The sequence below is a fragment of the Pseudomonas sp. VD-NE ins genome (assembly GCF_031882575.1).
GTDB lineage: Bacteria > Pseudomonadota > Gammaproteobacteria > Pseudomonadales > Pseudomonadaceae > Aquipseudomonas > Aquipseudomonas fluorescens_BZ.
The window spans coordinates 2,491,138-2,514,215 of record NZ_CP134772.1 but is presented as its reverse complement, the minus strand read 5'-3'; the positions used below and the strand labels follow the sequence as shown (position 1 = coordinate 2,514,215).

At 61.0% G+C, this 23,078-nt stretch carries 25 protein-coding genes; 14 read left to right on the top strand and 11 right to left on the bottom strand.

Going from position 1 to position 23,078, the window contains the following annotated elements; translation table 11 throughout:
• Positions 1-67 precede the first annotated feature (67 nt).
• Complete coding sequence (locus tag RMV17_RS11030) at positions 68-835, bottom strand: tellurite resistance TerB family protein (RefSeq protein ID WP_311887031.1); 768 nt, start codon at positions 833-835, stop codon at positions 68-70.
• Positions 836-1,094: 259 nt separating this feature from the next.
• On the opposite strand from RMV17_RS11030, the gene pcsA reads away from it, so the two are divergent.
• Positions 1,095-1,817 (top strand): phosphatidylcholine synthase, encoded by a 723-nt coding sequence (pcsA, locus tag RMV17_RS11025; RefSeq protein ID WP_007919592.1) that lies wholly within the window; start codon positions 1,095-1,097, stop codon positions 1,815-1,817.
• A gap of 146 nt (positions 1,818-1,963) precedes the next feature.
• Here the strand turns inward: pcsA and RMV17_RS11020 are convergent, their stop codons facing one another.
• Complete coding sequence (locus RMV17_RS11020; protein WP_034152513.1) at positions 1,964-2,776, bottom strand: class I SAM-dependent methyltransferase; 813 nt, start codon at positions 2,774-2,776, stop codon at positions 1,964-1,966.
• A 33-nt stretch (positions 2,777-2,809) separates the two neighbouring features.
• Complete coding sequence (locus RMV17_RS11015) at positions 2,810-3,082, bottom strand: DUF4242 domain-containing protein (protein WP_034152514.1); 273 nt, start codon at positions 3,080-3,082, stop codon at positions 2,810-2,812.
• Between the two features lie 225 nt (positions 3,083-3,307).
• On the opposite strand from RMV17_RS11015, the gene RMV17_RS11010 reads away from it, so the two are divergent.
• Positions 3,308-3,769: a GNAT family N-acetyltransferase gene (locus RMV17_RS11010; RefSeq protein WP_311886512.1), complete on the top strand. Its 462-nt coding sequence runs from the start codon at positions 3,308-3,310 to the stop codon at positions 3,767-3,769.
• 17 nt (positions 3,770-3,786) lie between these two features.
• On the opposite strand, the gene RMV17_RS11005 is transcribed toward RMV17_RS11010, so the two are convergent.
• From RMV17_RS11005 to RMV17_RS10995, 3 genes are read right to left on the bottom strand one after another with little or no spacing between them, the layout of a single operon-like run.
• Positions 3,787-4,998 carry a cytochrome c biogenesis protein DipZ gene (locus tag RMV17_RS11005; RefSeq protein ID WP_311886511.1) on the bottom strand — a complete coding sequence of 404 codons (1,212 nt, stop codon included), beginning with the start codon at positions 4,996-4,998 and terminating at the stop codon, positions 3,787-3,789.
• A 37-nt stretch (positions 4,999-5,035) separates the two neighbouring features.
• Positions 5,036-5,290, bottom strand: a complete 255-nt coding sequence (locus tag RMV17_RS11000; protein WP_311886510.1) for a hypothetical protein — start codon at positions 5,288-5,290, stop codon at positions 5,036-5,038.
• 29 nt (positions 5,291-5,319) lie between these two features.
• A complete protein-coding gene (locus tag RMV17_RS10995; RefSeq protein ID WP_311886509.1) occupies positions 5,320-5,583 on the bottom strand; it encodes a DUF2790 domain-containing protein in 264 nt (87 codons plus the stop codon).
• 296 nt (positions 5,584-5,879) lie between these two features.
• On the opposite strand from RMV17_RS10995, the gene RMV17_RS10990 reads away from it, so the two are divergent.
• Together RMV17_RS10990 and RMV17_RS10985 are read left to right on the top strand one after the other, a co-directional pair.
• Positions 5,880-6,620 (top strand): response regulator, encoded by a 741-nt coding sequence (locus RMV17_RS10990; RefSeq protein ID WP_007919579.1) that lies wholly within the window; start codon positions 5,880-5,882, stop codon positions 6,618-6,620.
• A complete protein-coding gene (locus RMV17_RS10985) occupies positions 6,617-7,924 on the top strand; it encodes a HAMP domain-containing sensor histidine kinase (protein WP_311886508.1) in 1,308 nt (435 codons plus the stop codon). Before RMV17_RS10990 ends, RMV17_RS10985 begins: the two co-directional genes overlap by 4 nt.
• 128 nt (positions 7,925-8,052) lie before the next feature.
• Here RMV17_RS10985 and RMV17_RS10980 read toward each other — a convergent pair whose 3' ends face one another.
• Positions 8,053-8,805 carry a putative DNA-binding domain-containing protein gene (locus tag RMV17_RS10980; RefSeq protein ID WP_311886507.1) on the bottom strand — a complete coding sequence of 251 codons (753 nt, stop codon included), beginning with the start codon at positions 8,803-8,805 and terminating at the stop codon, positions 8,053-8,055.
• A complete protein-coding gene (locus RMV17_RS10975) occupies positions 8,798-9,637 on the bottom strand; it encodes a DUF692 domain-containing protein (RefSeq protein ID WP_311886506.1) in 840 nt (279 codons plus the stop codon). The genes RMV17_RS10980 and RMV17_RS10975 overlap by 8 nt, the downstream gene beginning before the upstream one ends.
• Positions 9,638-10,054: 417 nt before the next feature.
• Between RMV17_RS10975 and RMV17_RS10970 the strand changes: the two genes are divergently transcribed.
• Positions 10,055-11,101 (top strand): class I SAM-dependent methyltransferase, encoded by a 1,047-nt coding sequence (locus RMV17_RS10970; RefSeq protein ID WP_311887030.1) that lies wholly within the window; start codon positions 10,055-10,057, stop codon positions 11,099-11,101.
• Between the two features lie 54 nt (positions 11,102-11,155).
• Positions 11,156-11,998, top strand: coding sequence for an NAD-dependent protein deacetylase (locus RMV17_RS10965; RefSeq protein WP_311886505.1), 843 nt, complete (start codon positions 11,156-11,158; stop codon positions 11,996-11,998).
• A 427-nt stretch (positions 11,999-12,425) separates the two neighbouring features.
• On the opposite strand, the gene RMV17_RS10960 is transcribed toward RMV17_RS10965, so the two are convergent.
• The gene (locus tag RMV17_RS10960) at positions 12,426-13,313 is read right to left on the bottom strand and encodes a LysR family transcriptional regulator (protein ID WP_034152523.1); all 888 of its coding nucleotides are present in this window, start codon (positions 13,311-13,313) and stop codon (positions 12,426-12,428) included.
• A gap of 293 nt (positions 13,314-13,606) precedes the next feature.
• On the opposite strand from RMV17_RS10960, the gene RMV17_RS10955 reads away from it, so the two are divergent.
• Genes RMV17_RS10955 through RMV17_RS10945 form a run of 3 tightly spaced genes read left to right on the top strand, consistent with a single transcriptional unit; the run spans position 13,607 to position 16,188 of the window.
• Entirely contained in the window at positions 13,607-14,305 is a 699-nt protein-coding gene (locus tag RMV17_RS10955) for a CoA transferase subunit A (protein ID WP_007919568.1), read from the top strand.
• A 24-nt stretch (positions 14,306-14,329) separates the two neighbouring features.
• Positions 14,330-14,995, top strand: a complete 666-nt coding sequence (locus RMV17_RS10950; RefSeq protein WP_108227280.1) for a CoA transferase subunit B — start codon at positions 14,330-14,332, stop codon at positions 14,993-14,995.
• A gap of 11 nt (positions 14,996-15,006) precedes the next feature.
• Positions 15,007-16,188, top strand: coding sequence for an acetyl-CoA C-acetyltransferase (locus tag RMV17_RS10945; protein ID WP_150707436.1), 1,182 nt, complete (start codon positions 15,007-15,009; stop codon positions 16,186-16,188).
• 232 nt (positions 16,189-16,420) lie between these two features.
• Here the strand turns inward: RMV17_RS10945 and cobF are convergent, their stop codons facing one another.
• Together cobF and RMV17_RS10935 are read right to left on the bottom strand one after the other, a co-directional pair.
• Positions 16,421-17,176: a precorrin-6A synthase (deacetylating) gene (gene cobF / locus RMV17_RS10940; RefSeq protein WP_311886504.1), complete on the bottom strand. Its 756-nt coding sequence runs from the start codon at positions 17,174-17,176 to the stop codon at positions 16,421-16,423.
• A complete protein-coding gene (locus tag RMV17_RS10935) occupies positions 17,176-17,745 on the bottom strand; it encodes a histidine phosphatase family protein (protein ID WP_311886503.1) in 570 nt (189 codons plus the stop codon). Before RMV17_RS10935 ends, cobF begins: the two co-directional genes overlap by 1 nt.
• 331 nt (positions 17,746-18,076) lie before the next feature.
• On the opposite strand from RMV17_RS10935, the gene RMV17_RS10930 reads away from it, so the two are divergent.
• From RMV17_RS10930 to RMV17_RS10910, 5 genes are all read left to right on the top strand, one after another.
• Positions 18,077-18,931: a MurR/RpiR family transcriptional regulator gene (locus RMV17_RS10930; RefSeq protein WP_034152527.1), complete on the top strand. Its 855-nt coding sequence runs from the start codon at positions 18,077-18,079 to the stop codon at positions 18,929-18,931.
• A gap of 2 nt (positions 18,932-18,933) precedes the next feature.
• Positions 18,934-19,578 (top strand): isochorismatase family cysteine hydrolase, encoded by a 645-nt coding sequence (locus tag RMV17_RS10925; protein WP_311886502.1) that lies wholly within the window; start codon positions 18,934-18,936, stop codon positions 19,576-19,578.
• Positions 19,575-20,906 carry a glutamine synthetase gene (locus tag RMV17_RS10920; protein WP_311886501.1) on the top strand — a complete coding sequence of 444 codons (1,332 nt, stop codon included), beginning with the start codon at positions 19,575-19,577 and terminating at the stop codon, positions 20,904-20,906. The genes RMV17_RS10925 and RMV17_RS10920 overlap by 4 nt, the downstream gene beginning before the upstream one ends.
• Positions 20,890-21,642: an N-formylglutamate amidohydrolase gene (locus tag RMV17_RS10915; protein WP_311886500.1), complete on the top strand. Its 753-nt coding sequence runs from the start codon at positions 20,890-20,892 to the stop codon at positions 21,640-21,642. Before RMV17_RS10920 ends, RMV17_RS10915 begins: the two co-directional genes overlap by 17 nt.
• 77 nt (positions 21,643-21,719) lie before the next feature.
• Positions 21,720-23,069, top strand: coding sequence for an APC family permease (locus RMV17_RS10910; protein WP_038369117.1), 1,350 nt, complete (start codon positions 21,720-21,722; stop codon positions 23,067-23,069).
• Positions 23,070-23,078 lie beyond the last annotated feature (9 nt).

Genomic DNA, 23,078 nt, shown 5'->3' with positions numbered 1-23,078 from the left:
CCGCAGTCGGCTGATTCCCTTATTTACGTAGGACACATCCGGTAACCAACATGACCGGTGGGGCTTTCTATACTTGGGCCTTGGCTTGCTGCTCCAGATGCACCTGCAAATCGGGGTCGATCTGCAACGCTGCCGCCAGTTCATCCAGATAACTGCGCTCGGCGTCCTGCTGATCATCCACCAGCATCACGCTGGCCAGGTACATTTCGGCGGCGACGGCCGGATCCCCATTGGCCGCCTGCGCCACCTCATCAGGATCCAGCGGCTTGGCGACTTCGGCGTCAAGCCATAGCTGCAACTGCGGATCATCGGTGTGTTTGCCGATTTCGCTGCTGATCAGGTGTTTCTCGGCATCATCGATACGCCCGTCAGCCTTAGCTGCGGCAATCAAGGCACGCAGCACCGCGTGGCTGTGCTCTTCAATTTCCGGGCCGGCAAGGAGGTTAGCCGTTTGCGGCGTTTGTTGCGGTGCCGCGCTGGCCTGGCTGCGTTGCCAAGCCTGATACGCCTGGAATGCCATCATCCCCAACGACGCCAGCGCCGCATAATTAGTACCGCCGGAACGACTTTGCGTACCGCCACCGCCACCCAGCGCCCCACCCAACGCGCCGCCCAGACCACCACCGGCACCGCCGCCGAGTAAACCACCGAGCAAGCCGCCCAAGCCGCCAAGTCCACCGACGGATCCGCCGCCGCTGGCCGCGCCCGAGCCGCCACCGAGCAGGCCGCCCAGCAACCCGCCTAAACCGCCTGCCCCGCCAGCCGGGTTTGCAGATTGTTGTCCCGCCGAGGCCTGGCCTCGCAGCAGTTGTTCGAGCAAATCGCTGGTGTTCATGATGTCATCCTCAAGCGTTGGCAGTGACTGCGTCTGGCAACGATAGACCCGTGCGGCAATAGCGCCACCACCGTTTGGCCGACGCTCGAAGCGTTGACGAATTTCGCCCGCGTATTTTTTCGCCGGCCAGCTAAGATTGATCAATGGTGAACCTTATCCCGGCCAGACCGGTCGATAGCTGCAACCCCGACCCGGTTTGCCGGCGCCCTTCCCGCCAAGGGTGATACCCGGCTTGCTTCACTTTCTGGAGAACGCCCCCGTGATATCGACTGTACACATCGCCAGGCTCAAAGCATGGGGCGCCCATGGTTTTACCGCGACTGGCGTGGTCACTGCCTTCCTGGCGACCCTCGCCCTCCTGGAAAACCAGCCGACCCACTGCCTGATGTGGCTGGGCGTGGCGCTGATTGTCGACGGCCTCGACGGCGCACTGGCGCGCAAGGTCAACGTGCAATCGGTGCTGCCGAGCTTCGACGGTTCGATCCTCGATCTGGTGATCGATTACCTGACGTACGTGTTCATTCCAGCGCTGTTCATCTATCGCTACATTCCATTGCCCGACTACACCCTGCTGCTGACCGTGTCGCTGATTCTGGTGTCGTCGCTGTTCTGCTTCTGCAACGTCAATATGAAGAGCAAGGACAACTACTTTGTCGGATTTCCGGCGGCGTGGAATGTGGTCGCGCTGTGCCTGTACATCATCGGGCCGGGGCCGTGGATTACCTTCCTGACGGTGATTGGCCTGGCGCTGCTGACCGTGACGCGGATGAAGTTCCTGCACCCGTTCCGCGTGCGCCGGTTTATGCCGATCAACATTGCGGTGACGGCGATCTGGCTGCTGTGCAGCCTGTCGCTGGTGCTCAACCACCCGGTGATCAACCCGTTGGTGATGGGCTTGTGGTTGCTGATGTCGGCGTACTTTCTGGGGATCTGCATCTGGCGCACGGCGCTGGAGTGGTTTGATCGGCCGCAGGTGAAATAGGCTAATAGAGATCAATACAAAAGCCTGTGGGAGCTGGCTTGCCAGCGATGGCGGTAGATCTGCCAACAGCGCTGTCGAATGACAGTCCGTCATCGCTGGCAAGCCAGCTCCCACAGGGATTTCCTTTGAACCGGAGATCGGCTCTTTTAGCGTTTAGTAATCACCACCTCCAGATACTCACTCGGCACCACCAGCGAATCCTCCCCCGCCCGGTTCAACCGATTGAGCAGATCCGCCAGATCACTTTCCAGTGCCTGCCCACTCTCCGGCGGCAGCGCCGCAAAAGCTTTGTGCACCGGCCCGTACCAATGGCGGAAGATGTCAATGAAATGCGCGGCCGAGCGATAGCGGAAGTTGAACTCGCGCCGCGTCACGCGCAGCAGAAAATCGCGGTCATCGAAATGCTTGTGCAGCCACGCATCTGAGCCCCAGTTCGAGGGGGGCTGGGCACCGGCAGGTGGCGGCAGATGACGACCGAGGATTTTGAACATCTGGCCAACGAAACCTTCCGGCGTCCAGTTGGCCAGACCGATTCGCCCGCCACGGCGACAGACCCGGCCCAGTTCAGCAGCGGCCTTGTCCTGATCCGGCGCGAACATCACACCAAAGGTCGACAGCACGGCGTCATAGCTCTCGTCGGCGAACGGCAGCGCTTCGGCATCGGCCACCTGAAACGTCACGTCCAGATGCTCCGCGCGGGCACGGTCCTGGCCACGTTCCAGCAGTGCCGCGACGTAATCGGTGGACGTCACCAGACAACCGCGCCGCGCCGCCGCCAGCGTCGCATTACCGTTGCCGGCAGCGACATCCAGCACCTCCTCGTCGCAACGCAGGTCGCAGGTTTCGGCGAGGTTTTCGCCGACGATTTGCAACGTCGTGCCAATCACGGCGTAGTCGCCGCTGGCCCAGGCGACTTTCTGGCGTTCTTTCAGGGCAGTCAGATCAATCGGGGTACTCATAAGAGTGAACTCCGCTGCGGGTGGGATCGGTGATCATTCGGCGGTCGTCGGATCGATCACCGTCATCACCCGCGCCACACTGTTGGCAGGAAATCCTCCCAGCCTGGCGTGTTCGCGTACCTGCTCTTCGTCAGGTGCGATGTACACGCAATAGACTTTGTCAGCGGTGACGTAACTCTGCAGCCACTGCACTTGCGGACCGAGATCGCGCAACGCCTGACAAGACGTTTGCGACACGGCTTTGAGTTCTGCTTCCGACAGCTTACCGGCCCCTGGAATCTCGCGTTCAATCACGAATTTAGGCATGGCAACCTCGCGCTCTTGTTATGGGGCAAGGCCGGCAGTGACCCTGCTCACGCACTATCGCGCCGAGACCGCTCGGCGTCCCTGCCAATCGTCTGGCAACTCCGTAAAACCGGGGGTTTGCCGATGAGCGGTGGAAATCTGTAAAGCGTCTGGAACACCTTGAGGATTGCCAAGGTTGGGGGATTGGTTTCTGATGCGTTCTCGCTTCTGGAACGGACTCGACTGATGTCACTGAAACTCGATTGGCTCGCGCATCACATGCACCACAGCGACGGTTATGCCCAATGGATCCACCAACAATTCCCCTACGAATACGTCGACCACCCGCTGGCGGAATGGCAACGTGAATTTGCCGAGGGTCAAGGCAATGGTGATTGGTCTTGCCTGATCGCCATGGACGGTGAACATCTGGTCGGCGGCGCCGCGCTGGCACGCGATGACCTCGCCCTGCGCCCTGATCTCGGACCTTGGCTGGCCTGCGTCTTCGTCAGCCCTGAAGCACGCGGGCAAGGGCTGGCGGAACGCTTGATTGCAGGGATTTGTCAGGAGGCAAAAGACTGCGGATTTGCGCGTTTGTATCTGCATACGCAGAGCAAGCAGGACTACTACGCCAAACGCGGCTGGCAAGTCGTGGAGCGTTTTCACGCTTGGGACAACGAGCAATGGCTCATGGTCCGCGACCTCTGAGCCATTGATATTGCTGATCAGGCCGCAGGCGCCTTGGCCTCCTGCAGCAACTGCTGGATCATCTGTTCCTGCGCTTCGTAGCGACCTTCGCCGAAGTGGCTGTAACGCACCTGCCCCTTGGCGTCGATCAGGTAATGCGCCGGCCAGTACTGGTTGTCGAAGTTGCGCCAGATCGCGTAGTTGTTGTCGATGGCCACCGGGTAAGTGATGCCGAGTTTTTTCACCTGATCCCGAACGTTGTCGATGATCCGCTCGTATCCGTATTCCGGGGTGTGGACGCCGATCACCACGAGGCCGTCCTTCTCGTACTTCTTCGCCCAGTCTTTGACGTACGGCAGGGTGTGCTGGCAGTTGATGCAGTCGTAGGTCCAGAAGTCCACCAGCACGACTTTGCCGCGCAGGGATTCAGCGTTCAGCTCGGGTGAGTTCAACCACTGCACAGCGCCGGCCAGTGCCGGCATCGCACCGTTGCCCTGCTCCATCGGCGAGTCCGCGCGGACTTTGCTGATGAAGTAGTCGACCACTTTCGGCACGTTTTCCAGAACGCTTTTTTCGACACTGGCCACGCCTTGGGAGGACGTGTTCGCCAGCAAGGTTTTATCGAAGCCGGTGGCAATTACCGCCGCCGTCGCGAGTACCGCAACACCTGCACCACGGCGCAACCAGCCGGTGAACGGAATCGACGGTTTCAGGCGATTGACCAAGCCGCGTCCGGTGAAAATCAACGTGCCCAGCGACAATGCACTGCCGGCACCGTAGGCCAGCAGCAACAGGCTGGTCTGCGCATTCGCCCCTTGCAGCATGGCACCGGTGAGGATCACGCCGAGAATCGGCCCGGCGCACGGTGCCCACAGCAGCCCCGTGGCCACGCCGAGCATGATCGAGCCGAACGGCCCGGCCTGTTTCCGGGTGTCCGGGTCCAAACGGTTACCGAGCATCACGAACGGTCGCGTCAGCCAGTCACCGACACGCGCCGAGATCAGCGACAGGGCGAACACGCTCATTACGATCAGGGCGACGTAGCGTCCGCTGTTGCTGGCCTGAATCACCCACTCGCTGCTGACCACGGCGAGGCTTGAGATCAGCGCGAAGGTCAGGGCCATGCCGCCGAGTGTCAGCAGTATCGAAGCGCGGCTACGTTGGGCGCCGGCAAACAGAAACGGCACCACCGGCAGGATGCAGGGGCTGAGCACGGTCAGCAGACCGCCGAGGAATGCGATGAGATACATAGTGAGTCACCCTTGATCAATGAATGTGACAAGCCATTCAAACGTTCTGGCTTTCCAGCCAATGGCTCTGCGGCGTACGGCTGGCGCCGTTCTCGGCAAACATCTGGCCCTGTGGCGTGCGGCTGGAACCGTCCGCGGCAATCAAGCCATCGGTGCCCTGCTTGGCCACTGGCGTCAACTGGAAGCAAGTGCCGCTGTGGCAGCTATGCTGTTCAACCGCGGCGTTGGCGTGGGCGGCGACGCCGGCGAGAGAGAAAGCGATGGCAGTCAAAAAGCGCGATACGTTGTTCATGGTTGTTTCCTTCTATAAAGAGTGATGACTCAGTTGTCGTTGTTGCAGCCGTCGGCGAATTTGCTGTAATCGAGCACGCGGGTCTGACCGGCCGAATCGAGGTAGGTCATGCGCGCCTCGACAATCCCGCAAGTCACCGAGTTGTCCTGTTTCAACGAGATCACTTTCTGGATGTCCAGGTGGGTGCCGTAGGTGTAGGTTTGCGGGGTGACAGCGGCTTCGGCACGGGCTGACAGCGTGCAGATGTTCAGCGCAGCAAACAGGCAGGCGGCGATTACGGATTTGTTGTTCATGGCGTGTTCCTCAAGGCTTCAGTGGGTTTGAGCCGAGGCGATCTGTGTGGGCCTCGATGGAGCCTATTTGAGGCTCGCGAGGTATCGCGTCTGTGTCAGGAACAGGCGCGTTTCAATCGCTGTGTATCCCTGCCATCGGGGGATACACAGCGATACAAAACCCTGGAAAATTCGCGTTTTTGCGTTCCCGTGTATCCGCCGACACTGCAGATACACTGCAATACAAAGGCAGGCAGGCGAGCCGCAGCAGGCTCGATACACTGCACGGCAGTCCCTTTTGATAGAGGTTTGCACCGATGGATCATGTCGATCACATTCTCATCGTCGACGACGACCGCGAGATCCGTGAACTGGTGGGCAACTACCTGAAGAAAAACGGTCTGCGCACCACGGTGGTCGCCGATGGCCGGCAGATGCGCAGTTTTCTCGAAGCCAATACCGTCGACCTGATCGTGCTCGATATCATGATGCCCGGCGACGATGGCCTGCAGCTGTGCCGCGAACTGCGCGTGGGCAAACACAAGGCCACGCCAGTGTTGATGCTGACCGCGCGCAACGATGAAACCGACCGCATCATCGGCCTGGAAATGGGCGCCGATGATTACCTGACCAAACCGTTCGCCGCCCGCGAATTGCTCGCGCGGATCAACGCCGTGCTGCGCCGCACGCGGATGCTGCCGCCGAATCTGGTGGTCACCGAAGCCGGCCGTTTGCTCGCTTTCGGCCGTTGGCAACTGGACACCTCGGCCCGTCACCTGCTGGACAAGGACGGCACCATGGTCGCCCTCAGCGGCGCCGAATACCGTTTGCTGCGGGTGTTTCTCGATCACCCGCAACGGGTGCTCAGCCGCGACCAACTGCTCAATCTGACCCAGGGCCGCGACGCAGATCTGTTCGACCGCTCGATCGATTTGCTGGTCAGCCGTTTGCGTCAGCGTCTGCTCGATGATGCGCGTGAGCCGGCCTACATCAAGACCGTGCGCAGCGAGGGTTATGTGTTCTCGTTGCCGGTCGAAATTCTCGGTGCCCCGGCATGAGCGTCAATCTGCACTGGCCGCGCACCCTCGCCTCGCGCCTGTCGCTGATTTTCCTGATCGGCCTGCTGCTGGCCCAGGCGCTGTCATTCGGCGCGCAGTATTACGAGCGTTACCAAAGCGCGAAAAATACCATGCTCGGCAATCTCGAGACCGACGTCTCGACCTCGATTGCGATCCTCGATCGCCTGCCCGCCGAAGAGCGTCCCGACTGGCTCAAGCGTCTGGCGCGAACCAACTACGGCTACCTGTTGAGCGAAGGCGAACCGGGCACGCTGATCGAGGCCGGTGATGTGCCGGTGGCCGTCACCTCGATCACTGAAGCCATCGGCGAACGCTATCCGCTGACCTTCACCGACATTCCCGGGCCGAAGAAGCACTTTCAGGGGCATCTGCGCCTGAGTGACGGCAGCCCGGTGACCATCGACGTACGCCCCGCCATGGTCCCGTTGTCACCCTGGTTGCCGGTGGTACTGCTCGGCCAATTGGCGCTGATGCTCGTCTGCACCTGGCTGGCGGTGCGCATTGCGGTTCGCCCCCTGACCCGTCTGGCCAACGCCGTGGAAACCCTCGACCCCAACGCCCACCCGATCAACCTCGACGAAAGCGGCCCGAACGAAGTGGTCTATGCGGCGCGGGCGTTCAACACGATGCAGGCACGCATCGCCGCTTACCTCAAAGAACGCATGCAACTGCTGGCGGCGATTTCCCATGACCTGCAAACGCCGATCACACGGATGAAACTGCGCGCCGAGCTCATGGACGATTGCGTCGAGAAAGACAAACTGTGGAATGACCTCAGCGAGATGGAACATCTGGTGCGCGAAGGCGTGGCGTATGCGCGCAGCATCCATGGTTCAACCGAGGAAAGTCGCCGCACCAACATGGACTCCTTCCTCGAAAGCCTGGTGTTCGACTATCAGGACATGGGCAAGCAGGTGCAACTGGTCGGCAAGAGTGCGGCGGTCATCGACACCCGGCCCCATGCCTTGCGCCGTGTTCTGGTGAACCTGACCGACAACGCACTGAAATTCGCCGGTGCCGCCGAAGTCTGGGTCGAAGCGAACAAGGGCAGCCTGGCGATCACCGTCATGGACCGTGGCCCGGGCATCGCCGACGCTGAACTGGCGCAAGTGCTGCAACCGTTCTACCGCGTAGAAAACTCGCGCAATCGCGATACCGGCGGCACCGGGCTGGGGTTGGCGATCGCCCAGCAACTGGCCATGGCGTTGGGCGGCTCGCTGACCTTGAGCAACCGTGAGGGTGGCGGGTTGTGTGCTGAATTGAAGTTGCCGCTGCACCCCTGATAACAGCGAAAATCCCTGTGGGAGCGAGCCTGCTCGCGAAGGCGTCCTGTCAGTAGATGTTCAAGTTGACTGACAGATCGCTTTCGCGAGCAGGCTCGCTCCCACAGTGTGCGGCGCGGTTTAAGTGTTCAAGATGCCAGACCGATCACCTGGTCCTCATGCATCTGCTGCAACAACACCAAGCCGTTATCCATGAACGAATTGCTGGCGGACTGCCCGGTCTCCTGCGCCAGACCTTGCAACTGCTCGCGCCCCGTCAACGACGCAAACTCAGTGATGCGCTGCAACAACCGCCAAGCCAACGGACTCAGCCCGGAAAACTTCACACTCCAATCTGTCGCACGCCACACCAACAACAGAGTCGGTTGAGCCGGTGGCGTGGCGGGTTGATGGTTTGGATCGAGTTCATGCACCGGCCACGCATACGCCAACGGCCAGGCCAGTGCCGAGATCTGCAGCGGGCGTTCCAGCAACAGCGCCGGATCGCTTGGCGGCAGCGCCTGAGCATCGGACTGCTGCAAAACCATCTCGACCCATTCGTAATGCGCCAGCTCCAGCAAAAACGCCGGCCACTCGCCCTCGCGCAACATCTGCGGTGACGAAGCGAGATAGTCGAGAAACGTTTGGGCAATCTCTCCGAACTTCGGAGTCTGCGCCCGCCAGTCGCGCAAGAATCCTCGCACCAGCAAGCCCCAGCGTTGTTCACCGATGATGCGGATCAACACCGGAAATGTGCCGCTTAACAACTGCGAGACATTGTTGAACACCAGATCGCGGTAGACGTTGACCCGCGCCGCGTTCATGCCGGCCGGTGGCGATTGATGGTCAGGATCTCGCAAATACCGGGTCAGCGCCTGTTGTTGCTGTAGCAGGTTATCCACGATGGCCGCCCCCCGCTTGCAAGTGGCGAATGGTCTGCAACTCGGCGACCAGTTCGGAAAACGCCGGGAAACTGAAATCCCGCTCAAGCAGCGTTGGCTTTGCGCCAAATCGCCTATAGGCCTCGGCCAGCAGAGACCACACCACCGGTTTGACTGAGGCACCGTGAGTGTCGATTTTCAGCGTGTCGGACTCATCGAAATGCCCGGCCACATGCATGCCGACCACTCGACCCGGCTCGATACCGGCTAAAAATGCTTGCGGATCAAATCCGTGGTTGATCGCGTTGACGTAGACATTGTTGACGTCCAGCAGCAGGTCGCAATCGGCCTCACGCAACACGGCATTAGTGAAGCTCACCTCGTCCATGTCCTGACGCGGTGCGGCGTAGTAGGAAACGTTTTCCACCGCCAGGCGCCGGCCAAGAATATCCTGCGCCTGACGAATTCGAGCGGCGACGTGGTGCACCGCTTCTTCGGTGAATGGCAATGGCAGCAAGTCATACAGATGACCGTCATCGCTGCAATAACTCAGGTGTTCGCTGTACAGCGGCACGTTGTAAAGGTCGAGAAACACCCGGACCTCCTGCAAGAAGCCGACATCCAGCGGCGCCGGTCCGCCAAGTGACAGCGACAAGCCGTGACAGGACAACGGGTAGCGTTCGGCCAGTTCACGCAACGCCGCGCCATGGGCGCCGCCGACGCCGATCCAGTTTTCCGGAGCGACTTCGAGAAAGTCGAAAGCGCCGGTGCGGGCGGTTTGCAGGTCTTTGAGCAGACCACGGCGCAGGCCGAGGCCGACGCTGGGTTGCGTTGATGATTGAGGAATTTGCATGGGGAAACCTCGATGGATGGGTCTACCCAGTGGAATCGACGCCTGTATCACGGCTGTGTGCGCCCACCCGGACAATTGCCGCCCCGTGTATCCCCCCGCTGCCGCGATACACAGTGATACACAGTCCTCATCAAACACCGAACCTTGTGGGAGCTGGCTTGCCAGCGATGGCGTCGACACAGCCAATGACCTTGGTGCCGGACACACCGTTATCGCTGGCAAGCCAGCTCCCACAGGTTTTTCAGTGTTTACAAATACAGCGCTAGCCCCGGACCGGGGCTAGACTCCTTTATTACCCAGTCGAGGGGGACGCAGGACGTCAGCCGTGCCCTGCCCAACTCCGTGACCACCGCCCGGTGGCGCACGCCTCGACCTTCGACGCCGCCGGACTGTGATCCTGTTTCAGGAGCACACATGATGGACGAGGCGAAGCTCAACCAATTCATGGGCAAACTGGTCAACGACATGGGCGGCGCGGCGATGCTGGCCAATGTCATCGTCGGCGAAGAACTCGGTTTGTACCGGGCAATGGCCGACAGTCAGCCAATCAGCCCCGATGCCCTCGCCGCCAAAACCACGTGCAATCCGCGTCTGGTGCGCGAATGGCTCAGCGCTCACGCGGCGTCCGGCTACATGGAGCACCACGACGGCCAGTTTCGTTTACCGGAAGAACAGGCGCTGGCGTTGGCCGTCGAAGACTCGCCGGTGTACGTCGCCGGTGGCCTTGGGGTGGTGGCGTCGTTTTTCCATGACAAAGACAAACTGGTCAAAGCCATGCGCGGCAATGGCGCCCTGCCCTGGGGCGATCATCATCCGTGCATGTTCACCGGCACGGAGCGCTTCTTCCGGCCCGGCTACAAAGGTCACCTGATCGCCGAATGGCTGCCGGCGCTGGACGGTGTCGTGGCCAAGCTTGAAGAAGGCGCCAAAGTCGCCGACATCGGCTGCGGCCATGGCGCGTCGACGGTAATCATGGCCCAGGCCTTTCCCAACTCGCGCTTCGTCGGCTACGACTATCACGCGCCCTCGATTACTGTCGCCACCCAGCGCGCCGAGGAAGGTGGCGTCAGCAGCCGGGCGAAGTTCTTCCAGGGCTCAGCGAAGAGCTACCCCGGCAACGACTACGACCTGATCTGCTATTTCGATTGCCTGCACGACATGGGCGACCCGGTCGGCGCCGCGCGTCACGCCTATGACTCGCTGAAAGATGACGGCACGGTGTTACTGGTCGAGCCGTTCGCCAACGACACGCTGGACGACAACATCAACCCGGTCGGGCGGCTGTTCTATGCGGCCTCGACGTTTATCTGCACACCGAACTCGCTGTCGCAGGAAGTCGGCCTCGGCTTGGGCGCGCAGGCCGGGGAAATGCGTCTGCGCAAAGTGTTTACCGAGGCCGGGTTCAAGCACTTCCGTCGGGCCACGCAAACACCGTTCAACCTGATTCTGGAGGCACGCAAGTAAGCCACGCGGGTCGCGTGCTAACCTGCTGGCACTGCCCATTTCGGAGCGCTGACCATGCTCGACAGCCCGACCCGCGAACACCTCGACACCTTGCAAGAGGTGATGGCCGATGGCGACTTCATCGTATTGACCGGGGCCGGCATCAGCACGCCGTCGGGCATTCCGGATTACCGCGACAGCGACGGTGTACGCCGTGGCCGGCAGCCGATGATGTACCAGGAATTCCTCGCAGCCCCCGAATCGCGCCGCCGCTATTGGGCGCGGGCCATGCTCGGTTGGCCAAGGGTGCGCCAGGCGCAACCGAATGCAGCGCACGAAGCGTTGGCCGGCTTACAGCGCCACGGGCTGATCCACGACTTGATCACCCAGAACGTCGACACCCTGCACGATCAGGCCGGCAGTCACGACGTGATCGAACTGCACGGCAGCCTGCATCGGGTTGTGTGCCTGGACTGCGGCCAACGCAGTGAGCGTGATTCGATTCAGCAATTGATGGAACGACAAAATCCGTATCTGGCCGGGGTCGATGCCGTGCAGGCACCGGATGGCGACACCCTGCTCGACCCGGCGTTCGAGGCGCGTTTTCAGGTACCGCACTGCCCGCATTGCTTTGGCGAGCGAATGAAACCGGACGTGGTGTTTTTCGGCGAAAACGTCGCGCAGCCCACGGCGGCACGAGCGATGAAGGCAGCAGAAAATGCGGCGGGGATGTTGGTGGTGGGTTCGTCGTTGATGGCGTATTCGGCGTTTCGTTTGTGCCGAGTGATTGCCGATCGCGGTAAGCCGCTGATCGCGATCAATCTGGGCAAGACGCGCGCGGATGATTTGCTGGATTTGAAGATTGAAGCGTCGTGCGAGCTGCTGTTGCCCCTGTTGGTCAGGGAGCTGGACCGGTGAGTTTCGGCACTCTACGCTCGACTCAGGCCCCGGGCCCCTCACCCTAGCCCTCTCCCAAGGGAGAGGGAACTGACCGAGTTGTCAGGTCTGAATACGGCGGCCTGAAAATACTGAGTCGAGCCCACAAGCTGAACAACCCCGATCAGTTCCCTTTCCCCCTCGCCCTTTCCCAAGGGAGAGGGGACTGACCGAGTTGTCAGGTCTGAATACGGCGGCCTGAAAATACTGAGTCGAGCCCAAGCTGAACAACCCCGATCAGTTCCCTTTCCCCCTAGCCCTCTCCCAAGGGAGAGGGAACGGATCGAGTTGTTCTCACGCGATACATCAACCTGAAAATTTCGAGTCGAACTCAGCATTTGAGAAATCCCCGATTGGCTCCCTTTCCCCCTCGCCCCTGGGGGAGAGGGCTGGGGTGAGGGGGTAGATCTCAAAGTCGACCCAGATCTTCCGCCTTGAGAATATCGAACAACGCCTGCGCCGCCGCCGACAGTTCATTGCCCGGTTCGGTCAGCACGCCAATCGCCCGCTCCACCGAATCATCCAGCGTCAGACAATGGGCGCCCAACTCCTGCATCTGCCCGGCGCACAACGCCGGGACGGCACTGACACCCAGCCCACTGGCGACCATGCGCCCGACGGTCGCCAATTGATGGCTTTCAAATTCCACCGGCAACTTCATGCCGCGAGCCTGCAAGTGCTCTTCGAGCATCACCCGCACCGTCGAAGGCCGCTGCAAGGTGATGAACGGCTCCTGCAATAACGTCTGCCAATCGATCTCGTCGCGCTGGGCCAACGGCGAATCCTTCGATACCACCGCAACAAAGCGATCCATGTACAACGGCGTGAACGTCATCGCAGTGTTTTGCATCGGCTCGAACGCCACGCCGAGTTCCACCTGACGATCACGAACCATCTCCAGCACTTGCTCGTTGATCACGTCATTGACCGTGACGTTGACGTTCGGATAGCGCGCACGAAAGGTCTTGAGGATCGGCGGTAGCAGGTTGCCGGCAAACGACGGCATCGCCGCCAGCGTCACCCGCCCACGTTGCAGGCTGAAGCGCTGGCGCATTTCGTCTTCGGCGTTGTCCCAGTCGGCGATCAGACGCCGGGCCAGTGGCAGCAAGGATTCACCTTCCGCAGTCAGTGCGACGTTGCGGGTGTTGCGACTGAACAGGCGCCCGCCCAGTCCTTCCTCCAGCGCTTTGATGGTCAGGCTCAGGGCCGATTGCGAGAGATGCAGGCGCTCGCAGGCGACGGCGAAACTCAGGCTCTGGGCCACGGCGAGGAAAGCGCGGATCTGTTTGATGGTCATGGTCGCTTCGCTCCAGTTGTAAGCTACAAGCGTTAAGCGGCAAGCCATGATGATCGTTCCCACGCTCCTGCGTGGGAATGCAGCCCGTGACGCTCCGCGTCACTGGACGCAGAGTGTCCCTAGAGGCATTCCCACGCGGAGCGTGGGGAACGATCAAAGCAGCACGCCATAACGCGACTATTGAGCTTTATCAATCAATCAACCTTAAAAATCAACTTAACAAATATATCTTCCAGCGAGACACTCCAACCATTCGGCTAGCCAGCCGCCCGCAAATAATAAAAGAGGTGCATATGGCAGGTTTCGACAAGCGCGTGAGTTCCTACGAAGAAGCCCTGGCCGGGCTTGAGGACGGCATGACCGTCATCGCCGGCGGCTTCGGTCTGTGCGGCATTCCGGAAAACCTGATCGCCGAGATCAAGCGCAAAGGCACCCGCGACCTCACCGTCGTTTCCAACAACTGCGGCGTCGACGGATTCGGCCTCGGCGTACTGCTCACCGATCGCCAGATCAGCAAAGTCATCGCCTCCTACGTCGGCGAAAACAAGCTGTTCGAAGAGCAACTGCTCAAGGGCGACATTGAAGTCATCCTGACCCCGCAAGGCACCCTCGCCGAGAAAATGCGCGCAGGCGGCGCCGGCATTCCGGCCTTCTTCACCGCCACCGGCGTCGGCACCCCGGTCGCCGAAGGCAAGGAGGTACGCGAGTTCAAAGGTCGCAAGTACCTGATGGAAGAATCCATCACTGGCGACTTCGCCATCGTCAAAGGCTGGAAAGCCGACCACTTCGGCAACGTCGTCTACCGTCACACCGCGCAGAACTTCAACCCGCTGGCCGCCACCGCCGGCAAGATCACTGTGGTTGAAGTCGAAGAAATCGTCGAACCCGGCGAACTCGACCCCTCGCAGATCCACACCCCGGGCATCTACGTCGATCGGGTCATTTGCGGCACGTTCGAAAAACGCATCGAACAGCGCACCATCCGCAAATAATTCAGGCTGACGGAGAACAACAACATGGCACTTTCCCGCGAACAAATGGCTCAGCGCGTCGCCCGCGAAATGCAGGACGGCTTTTACGTGAACCTCGGCATCGGCATTCCGACCCTGGTCGCCAACTACATTCCTGAAGGCATGGAGGTCATGCTGCAATCGGAAAACGGCCTGCTCGGCATGGGCCCGTTTCCGACCGAAGAAACCATCGATGCCGACATGATCAACGCCGGCAAACAGACCGTGACCGCGCGCATCGGCGCGTCGATTTTCAACTCCGCCGAATCCTTCGCGATGATCCGCGGCGGTCATGTCGACCTGACCGTGCTCGGCGCCTTTGAAGTGGACGTCGAAGGCAACATCGCCTCATGGATGATCCCCGGCAAACTGGTCAAGGGCATGGGCGGCGCGATGGATCTGGTGGCTGGCGCCGACAACATCATCGTCATCATGACCCACGCATCCAAGGACGGTGAGTCGAAACTGTTGGCCAAATGCAGTCTGCCGCTGACCGGTGCCGGCTGCATCAAGCGGGTGCTGACCGACCTCGCCTACCTGGAAATCGAAAATGGCGCTTTTGTCCTCAAGGAACGCGCACCTGGCGTCAGCGTCGAGGAAATCGTCGCCAAAACCGCTGGTAAACTGATCGTCCCGGATCACGTACCGGAAATGCAGTTCGCTGCCGAGTGAGGAATTCGAAAATGCAAGACGTCGTAATTGTTGCCGCCACGCGTACCGCGATCGGCAGTTTCCAGGGTTCGCTGGCCAGCGTGTCCGCGGTGGATCTGGGCGCGGCGGTGATCCGTCAGTTGCTCGAACAAACCGGTCTGGACGGTGCCCAGGTAGATGAAGTGATCATGGGCCAGGTGCTGACCGCCGGCGCTGGCCAGAACCCGGCGCGTCAGTCGGCGATCAAGGCCGGTCTACCCCACGCGGTACCGGCGCTGACCCTGAACAAGGTCTGCGGTTCGGGCCTCAAAGCCCTGCACCTCGGCGCACAGGCGATCCGTTGCGGCGACGCTGACGTGATCATCGCCGGTGGTCAGGAAAACATGAGCCTGTCCAACTACGTGATGCCGGGCGCACGCACCGGTCTGCGCATGGGCCACGCGCAAATCGTCGACACCATGATCAGCGATGGTCTGTGGGATGCGTTCAACGATTACCACATGGGCATCACTGCCGAGAATCTGGTCGACAAGTACGAAATCAGCCGCGAGCAGCAGGACGCCTTCGCTGCCGCTTCTCAGCAGAAAGCCGCCGCCGCGATTGAGGCCGGTCGCTTTGTCGATGAGATCACGCCGATCCTGATCCCGCAGCGCAAAGGCGATCCGGTTGCGTTCAAGGTCGACGAACAACCACGCGGCGATACCACCGCCGAATCCCTGGCGAAACTGCGCCCGGCGTTCAAAAAGGACGGTAGCGTCACCGCTGGCAACGCGTCCTCGCTGAACGACGGCGCCGCTGCGGTCATCCTGATGAGCGCCGAAAAAGCCAAATCCCTCGGCCTGCCGGTTCTGGCGAAAATTGCCGCCTACGCCAACGCCGGTGTTGACCCGGCAATCATGGGCATCGGCCCGGTGTCCGCCACCCGCCGCTGCCTCGACAAGGCTGGCTGGAACATCGACCAACTTGACCTGATCGAAGCCAACGAAGCGTTCGCCGCACAATCGCTGGCGGTGGCCAAGGATCTGCAATGGGATCTGGACAAGGTCAACGTCAACGGCGGCGCCATTGCGCTGGGCCATCCGATCGGTGCCTCGGGTTGCCGCGTGCTGGTGACCCTGCTGCATGAAATGATCAAGCGTGATGCGAAAAAGGGTCTCGCGACCCTGTGCATCGGCGGCGGCCAGGGTGTGGCGCTGGCGCTGGAACGCGCATAAACAGAGTTCAACAGTGAGCGGCGGATCCACGACATCCGCCGCTTGCTGGCAACAAAAACCCGGTGCGACTTGCGTTGCACCGGGTGTTTTTTGCCTGTTCGAAATCGGCTTTGAATGTTGCGGCGCCTTCGCGAGCAGGCTCGCTCCCACAGGGAAATACATTTCAAAATGTGGGAGCGACGGTGCGACGATTCGACTTGCTCGCGAAGAGGCCCGCCCGGCCAGCGAAAATCTAAGGCTTACGCAGCAGGTACGTATCCATGATCCACCCATGCTCCGCCCGCGCCGCCTTGCGCACCCGCTCGATCTCATCCGCGACATCCGCCAGCCGGCCACTGATCAGAATCTCATCCGGCGTGCCCAGGTAAGCGCCCCAATAAATCTGAGTCTGCAGATCGGCGACCCGCTGATACGAATCTTCAGCATCGAGCATCACCACCAGACTGTCCGCATCACTCACCTGCCCTGCCGCCAAACGCCGCCCGGTGGTGATTTCAATGGAGCGGCCGATCGTGTTCAGCGGCACCTTGTGCTGCGCCGCCAACGCTTGAACGCTGGTGATGCCGGGAATCACCTCAAACTCGAAGGCACAGGTGCCCGAGGCCAGAATGGCCTGGAGGATACGCACGGTGCTGTCGTACAACGCCGGGTCGCCCCACACCAGGAAACCGCCACACTGGCCGTCAGACAATTGGTCATTGATCAGTTGTTCAAAGGTCTGCTGCTTGGCACGGTTCAGCTCATCGACACTGGTCGTGTAGTCGACATCACCACGTTCGCGCTCCGGGCTGTGGGCTTCGACGAAGCGATAGTCGGGGTCGTCGATGTAGCGCTCACAGATCTCGCGGCGCAGGTCGATCAGCTTGTCCTTGCTCTGGCCTTTATCCATCAGAAAGAACACGTCGACCCGGTTCAGCGCCTTCACGGCCTGCATCGTGATGTAGTCGGGGTTACCGGCGCCGATGCCGATTACCAACAGTTGTTTCATCAAAGTGCTCCTTTAACGTCGAGGCCCGGCAAGCGTAGCCGCCAGCGTCCGGTGAAGCGCAGTTCGACCACTGACAACGGTTCGACATCAATGTCATGAAACGCCGAACCGCGCATCACGTGGATCAGCGCGGCGCGGATGACAAACGGATGCGTCACCGCCACTACATGTTCCGACGTGGCTTGCAGGCTGGTCAGCCACTGCGCCATGCGTTCACATAACTGCGCCACCGACTCACCACCATGGGGCATGGCGTGGGGATCTTCCAGCCAGGCCTGCAGCCCGGCGGCTTCCGAGCGTTGCAGATCCTTGATCGACATCCCGTGCCAACGGCCCCAGTCACAATCGCGCAGCGTCTCATCCACTTGCGCATCCGCGCCAAACCACGCCGCCGTCTGCCGTGTGCGCAATTCCGGCGCGCAAATCAAGCGTCGCGCGGCGTCGAAACGCTGGGCCAATGCACCCGACGCCAGCCCGCTATTTTCAACAGGCTCATTCGTAGGAAAACACGCCAATTTCTGTGCGACGGTTCGCGCATGGCAAATCAATGTCAAACGAGTGGTCTGCACAGGCATCGCTCCGGTAGGTCTTCATGAAAATCAACGACGCTAAGCCGCTCTGTGGGCGATTGTGCCGTAAACCGAGGGTTGCGGGGCTGCTGGATAGCCACCGGCAAAAACTGACGACGGCAGGAATACGGCAATATCTGACGGCGTTGTGGGCAATGGACTACAAGACCAGTCGAATTCCGTGTAGCCCTTGTGATACGGGCACTCCGCGATGTTTTGGCACCTTTTCAACACGCAAAAAAATTCACTAGACATGTAACGTCAGTTACATAAATACTGTTTTAACGGATTATGAAGCGAATTCAACACCCTCCATCCAGCAGGAGCCCGGATGCCCCCTCTCAGAGACCTGATCACCGATCCCGGCCTGGATCTTACGCCGTCGGAGCGCAAAGTCGTTCGCGCCTTGCTTGATCAGTACCCACGCAACGGTCTGGGGCCGATGGCGCGTCTGGCCGAACATGCCGGCGTCAGCGATCCGACCATTGTGCGGCTGGTGAAAAAACTTGGTTTCGGTGGTTATGCCGAATTCCAGGATGCCCTGCTCAGTGACATGGACCATCGCCTGCGCTCGCCGCGCACGCTGTTGCAACCGCGCGCCCATCAGCACAAGGACGACGCCTGGAGCCACTATCTGGGCGACAGTCATCGCCTGCTGGTCGAAACCCAATCGCTGACCCAACCCGAAGACGTGCGCATTCTCACCGACTGGCTGCTCGATGCCCGGCATCAGGTGTATTGCTTTGGCGGGCGCTTCAGCAGCCTGATGGCCACTTACCTGCTCAATCACCTGCGTCTGCTGCGCCCCGGTTGCTTTGCCCTGGAAGATAATGCGCAACTGCCCGATCGCCTGTTCGATCTGCAGCGCCAGGACGTGGTGCTGTTGTTCGACTATCGCCGCTACCAGACCCAGGCCCTGCGGGTCGCCAGCGCGGCGAAAAACAACAACGCGCGCGTGGTGCTGTTCACCGATATCTATGCCTCGCCACTGCGCGAACTCGCCGACCTGATCATCAGCGCCCCGGTGGAATCGGCCTCGCCGTTCGACACCATGGTCCCGGCGCTGGCGCAGGTCGAAGCACTGATCGCCTGCCTGACCTTGCGCACCGAAAACCTCGCCGATCGCCTGGAAGGCATCGATGCCCTGCGCAATGACTTCAACACCCACCTGCTGGAGGATAAATAAGGATGTTCAGCCTTCCCCACCGCTCGCCGCGGGACTTGCCGTTTGTCACCGATCACACCTCGCTGTTGCTGGTGGACATGCAGCGTGCCTGGCTCGAACCGCAGTTCGACGCGCACCTCAACGGGCCTGACGCCGAGTATTTCCTGACCCGCGCGCACATGCAGGTGGTGCCCAACCAACGTCGCCTGCTCAGCGCTTTTCGCGAAGCGCGGCAGAACGTGCTGCACACCATTATCGAAAGCCTCACTGCCGATGGTCGTGACCGCTCGCTCGACCACAAACTCTCGGACATGCACCTGCCCAAAGGCAGCGTGCAGGCGCGGATCATTGAAGACCTGAGCCCGGTGGAAAACGAAATCGTCCTGCCGAAGACCTCGTCCGGCGTCTTCAACTCGACCAACATCGACTACGTGCTGCGCAACCTCGAAACCCGCCACCTGATCATCGCCGGCATCGTCACCGACCAGTGCGTCGACATGGCCGTGCGCGACGCAGCCGACCGTGGCTATCTGGTCACGCTGGTCGAAGATGCCTGCGCCACCTACAGCGCCGAACGCCATCACGCCTGCCTGAATGCGGTCAAGGGTTACTGCTGGATCACCGACACCGACACCGTGCTCGCCCGCTTGCAGGAGATGCGGCCATGAGCGCGCGCCTGACGCCACTGCCGATGACCACGCTGGTCACCACCGACCTGATCGGCATCACCCGTGGCCGCTCGTTTCCCACCGATGAGCTGGAACATTATCAGGCCGCCGGTTGCGGCTGGGTGCCGGCCAACAGCGCGTTGACGCCGCAGGACATCATTGCCTCGACCAATCCATGGGGCGCTTATGGCGACCTGCGGTTGATCCCGGATCTGGGCAGCCGCGTCACCGTCGGCAACGGCCCGGACGCCGACGCGCCGGCGCTGGATTTCATCCACGGCGATATCCGCGAAACCGATGGCCGCCCATGGGGCGCCTGCCCGCGTACGCTGTTGCGCGATGAAATCGAGCGATATCGCGATGCGCTGGGCTTGCAGGTCAACGCCGCGTTCGAACACGAATTCAACCTGCACGCCGGTTTCGCCGAGCATCTGGCGTTCTCCCTCGAAGCCCAGCGCCAAGGTGCCGAGTTCGGTGGCTGGCTGCTCAGCGCCTTGCGCGCCGGCGGTGTCGAACCGGAGATGTTTCTGCCCGAATACGGCAAGCACCAATACGAGATCACCTGCCGTCCGACGCTTGGCGTGGCGGCGGCCGATCGTGCCGTCAACGTACGAGAGATCACCCGCGAGATCGCCCGGCAAATGGGCCTCGACCTGAGCTTCGCGCCGAAGACCGCCGCCGACGCGGTGTGCAACGGCGTGCACCTGCATGTCAGTCTGCTCGATCTGGCCGGTCAACCGATGCTTTACGACGCCGGCACCAGCAATGGTCTGTCGAGCCTCGGTCAGCATTGGGCAGCGGGGATCCTGCATTACTTGCCGGCCCTCTGTGCCTTCACCGCGCCGACGCCGGTATCGTACGAACGCTTGCAACCGCATCACTGGAGCGCGTCCTATGCCTGCCTGGGCCAGCAGAACCGTGAAGCGGCACTGCGCATCTGCCCGACCGTGAGCCTCGGCGGCAAGTCGGTGGCTCAGCAGTTCAACCTCGAGTTCCGCGCCATGGACGCCACTGCCTCACCGCATCTGGCGATGGCCGCGCTGTTGATCGCCGGACGGCTGGGCATCGAACAGCGCCTGGCGCTGAACGCGATCACCAACGAAATTCCCGATTCACTCAACGACGAGCAACGCCTGGCCCGGGGCATCGTCGCCCTGCCCGCCTCGCTGGCCCAGGCGCTGGACTGCCTGCGCAACAGTGGCGCCTTCACCGAATGGCTGCCCAAGCCGCTGCTCGACACCTACTACGCCCTTAAAACCGAGGAACTGGCGCTGACGGAACAGCTCTCGCCCGCTGACTTGTGTGAGCACTATGCACGCCTGTACTGAATCCGCCGAGCTGGGGTTGTACACCCGCCCGGCCTACAACCTGAGCCGCGCCGACTCCACGCACCCGTTGATTCTGGTGTGCGAACACGCCAGCCGCTACATCCCCGAGGCCCTGAACAATCTGGGCCTGGACGAGGCCGCCGCTGCCGAACACATCGCCTGGGACATTGGTGCGCTGCAACTGGCCGAGCAACTATCGAAGATGCTCGGCGCCACCCTGTTGAGCGCCAATTATTCGCGGCTGCTGATCGATCTGAACCGGCCACGCCACGCCCCGGACAGCATTCCGGCGCAGAGCGAGATTTATCAGGTGCCGGGCAACCGCGAGCTGGATGAAGCCACCCGCGAGTACCGGCGCCAGACGTTGTTCAAACCGTTTCACACGCGCTTGCATACCTTGATCGACGAACGTGTTGCTAAAGGCCAAGCAGTTCGTGTGGTGGGGATTCACAGTTTCACCCCGGTGTATTACGGCCAGCCGCGACCGCTGGAAGCCGGCGTGCTGTTCGGTCAGGCCAAGGCCTACGCGCAACGCCTGCTCGACGGCCTCGGCGAGCATCCGCTGAAAGTGGCCGGCAATCAGCCGTACAGGATCGATCCGCTGGGCGACATGACCGTGCCGGTACACGGCGATGCTCGTGGCCTCGACTCAGTGTTGATCGAGGTGCGCAACGACTTGCTGCGCAGCCCCGAAGCCGTATCGCGCTGGGCCGGATACCTCGCGCCGTTGCTGTAACGAAAGACTGCTGACGCTGTAAACGATGGACCGATAACAACTAAAACGACCGACTGGCTGACAAGGAGTTGCGCTTCATGGAAATTGAAGAATTCGGCTACAAGCAAGAGTTGAAACGTAGCCTGACGCTGACCGACCTGGTGGTGTACGGGATGATCTTCATGATCCCCATCGCCCCGTTCGGTGTGTATGGCTACGTCAACGCCGAGGCCCCGGGGATGGTGCCGCTGGCGTACATCATCGGCATGGTGGCGATGCTGTTCACCGCGTTGAGCTACGGCAGCATGGCCAAGGCTTTTCCGATCGCAGGTTCGGTGTATTCCTATGCGCAACGCGGCCTCAATCAGCACGTCGGTTTCATCGCCGGTTGGCTGATGCTCCTCGATTACCTGCTGATCCCGCCGCTGCTGTACGTCTACGCGGCGATGGCGCTCAACCATTTGTACCCGGACATTCCGAAAGTCGGCTTCATTCTGGCGTTTCTGGTCAGCGCGACCTTCGTCAACCTGCGCGGCATCACTTTCACCGCGCGGATGAACATCATCTTCCTGCTGGCACAACTGGTGGTGCTGGGCATATTCCTGTTCTACGCGTGGAATGCCCTACACAACGGTGGCGGTAACGGCGAGCTGACCCTGGCGCCGCTGTATCACCCGGAAACCTTCAACTTCGCCCTGCTGATGCAAGCGGTGTCGATTGCGGTGCTGTCGTTCCTCGGCTTCGATGCGATCTCGACGCTCGCTGAAGAAATCAAGGGCGATCCGGGCAAAAGCGTCGGCAAAGCCGCGCTGATCACGCTGGTAGTGATGGGCGTTATTTTCGTTGCACAAACCTGGATCGCCACCGATCTGGCGGCGGGCATGGGCTTCAAATCCGCTGACACTGCGTTCTATGAAATCGCCGAAATCGCCGCCGGCAGCTGGCTGGCGACCCTGACCGCTGTCGCCACGGCATTGGCCTGGGGCGTGGCCGTGGCCATCACCTCGCAAGCCGCCGTTTCGCGTCTGCTGTTCGGCATGGCTCGCGACGGCAAACTGCCGAAAGTGCTGGCCAAGGTGCACCCGAAACACAACACGCCGTATCTGAGCATTTATCTGGTGGCGGTGCTGTCGCTGGTGATCTGCTACCTGTTCATCAACTCGGTCGACACCCTGACCTCGCTGGTCAACTTCGGCGCGCTCAGCGGTTTCATGCTGCTGCACCTGACAGTGATCAACTACTACTGGCGTCGGCAGAAGTCCGGTCAGGTCGTGCGTCACCTGATCTGCCCGGTGATCGGCTTCATCATCGTCGCGGCCATCATGTACAACATGGGCGTCGATGCGCAGAAACTCGGCCTGATCTGGATTGCCCTGGGTCTGGTGTACCTGTTCTTCCTCAACAAACTCGGCGCCAGCACCGCGCTGCCCGACCCGAGCAACGGCTGACAAGAAAAA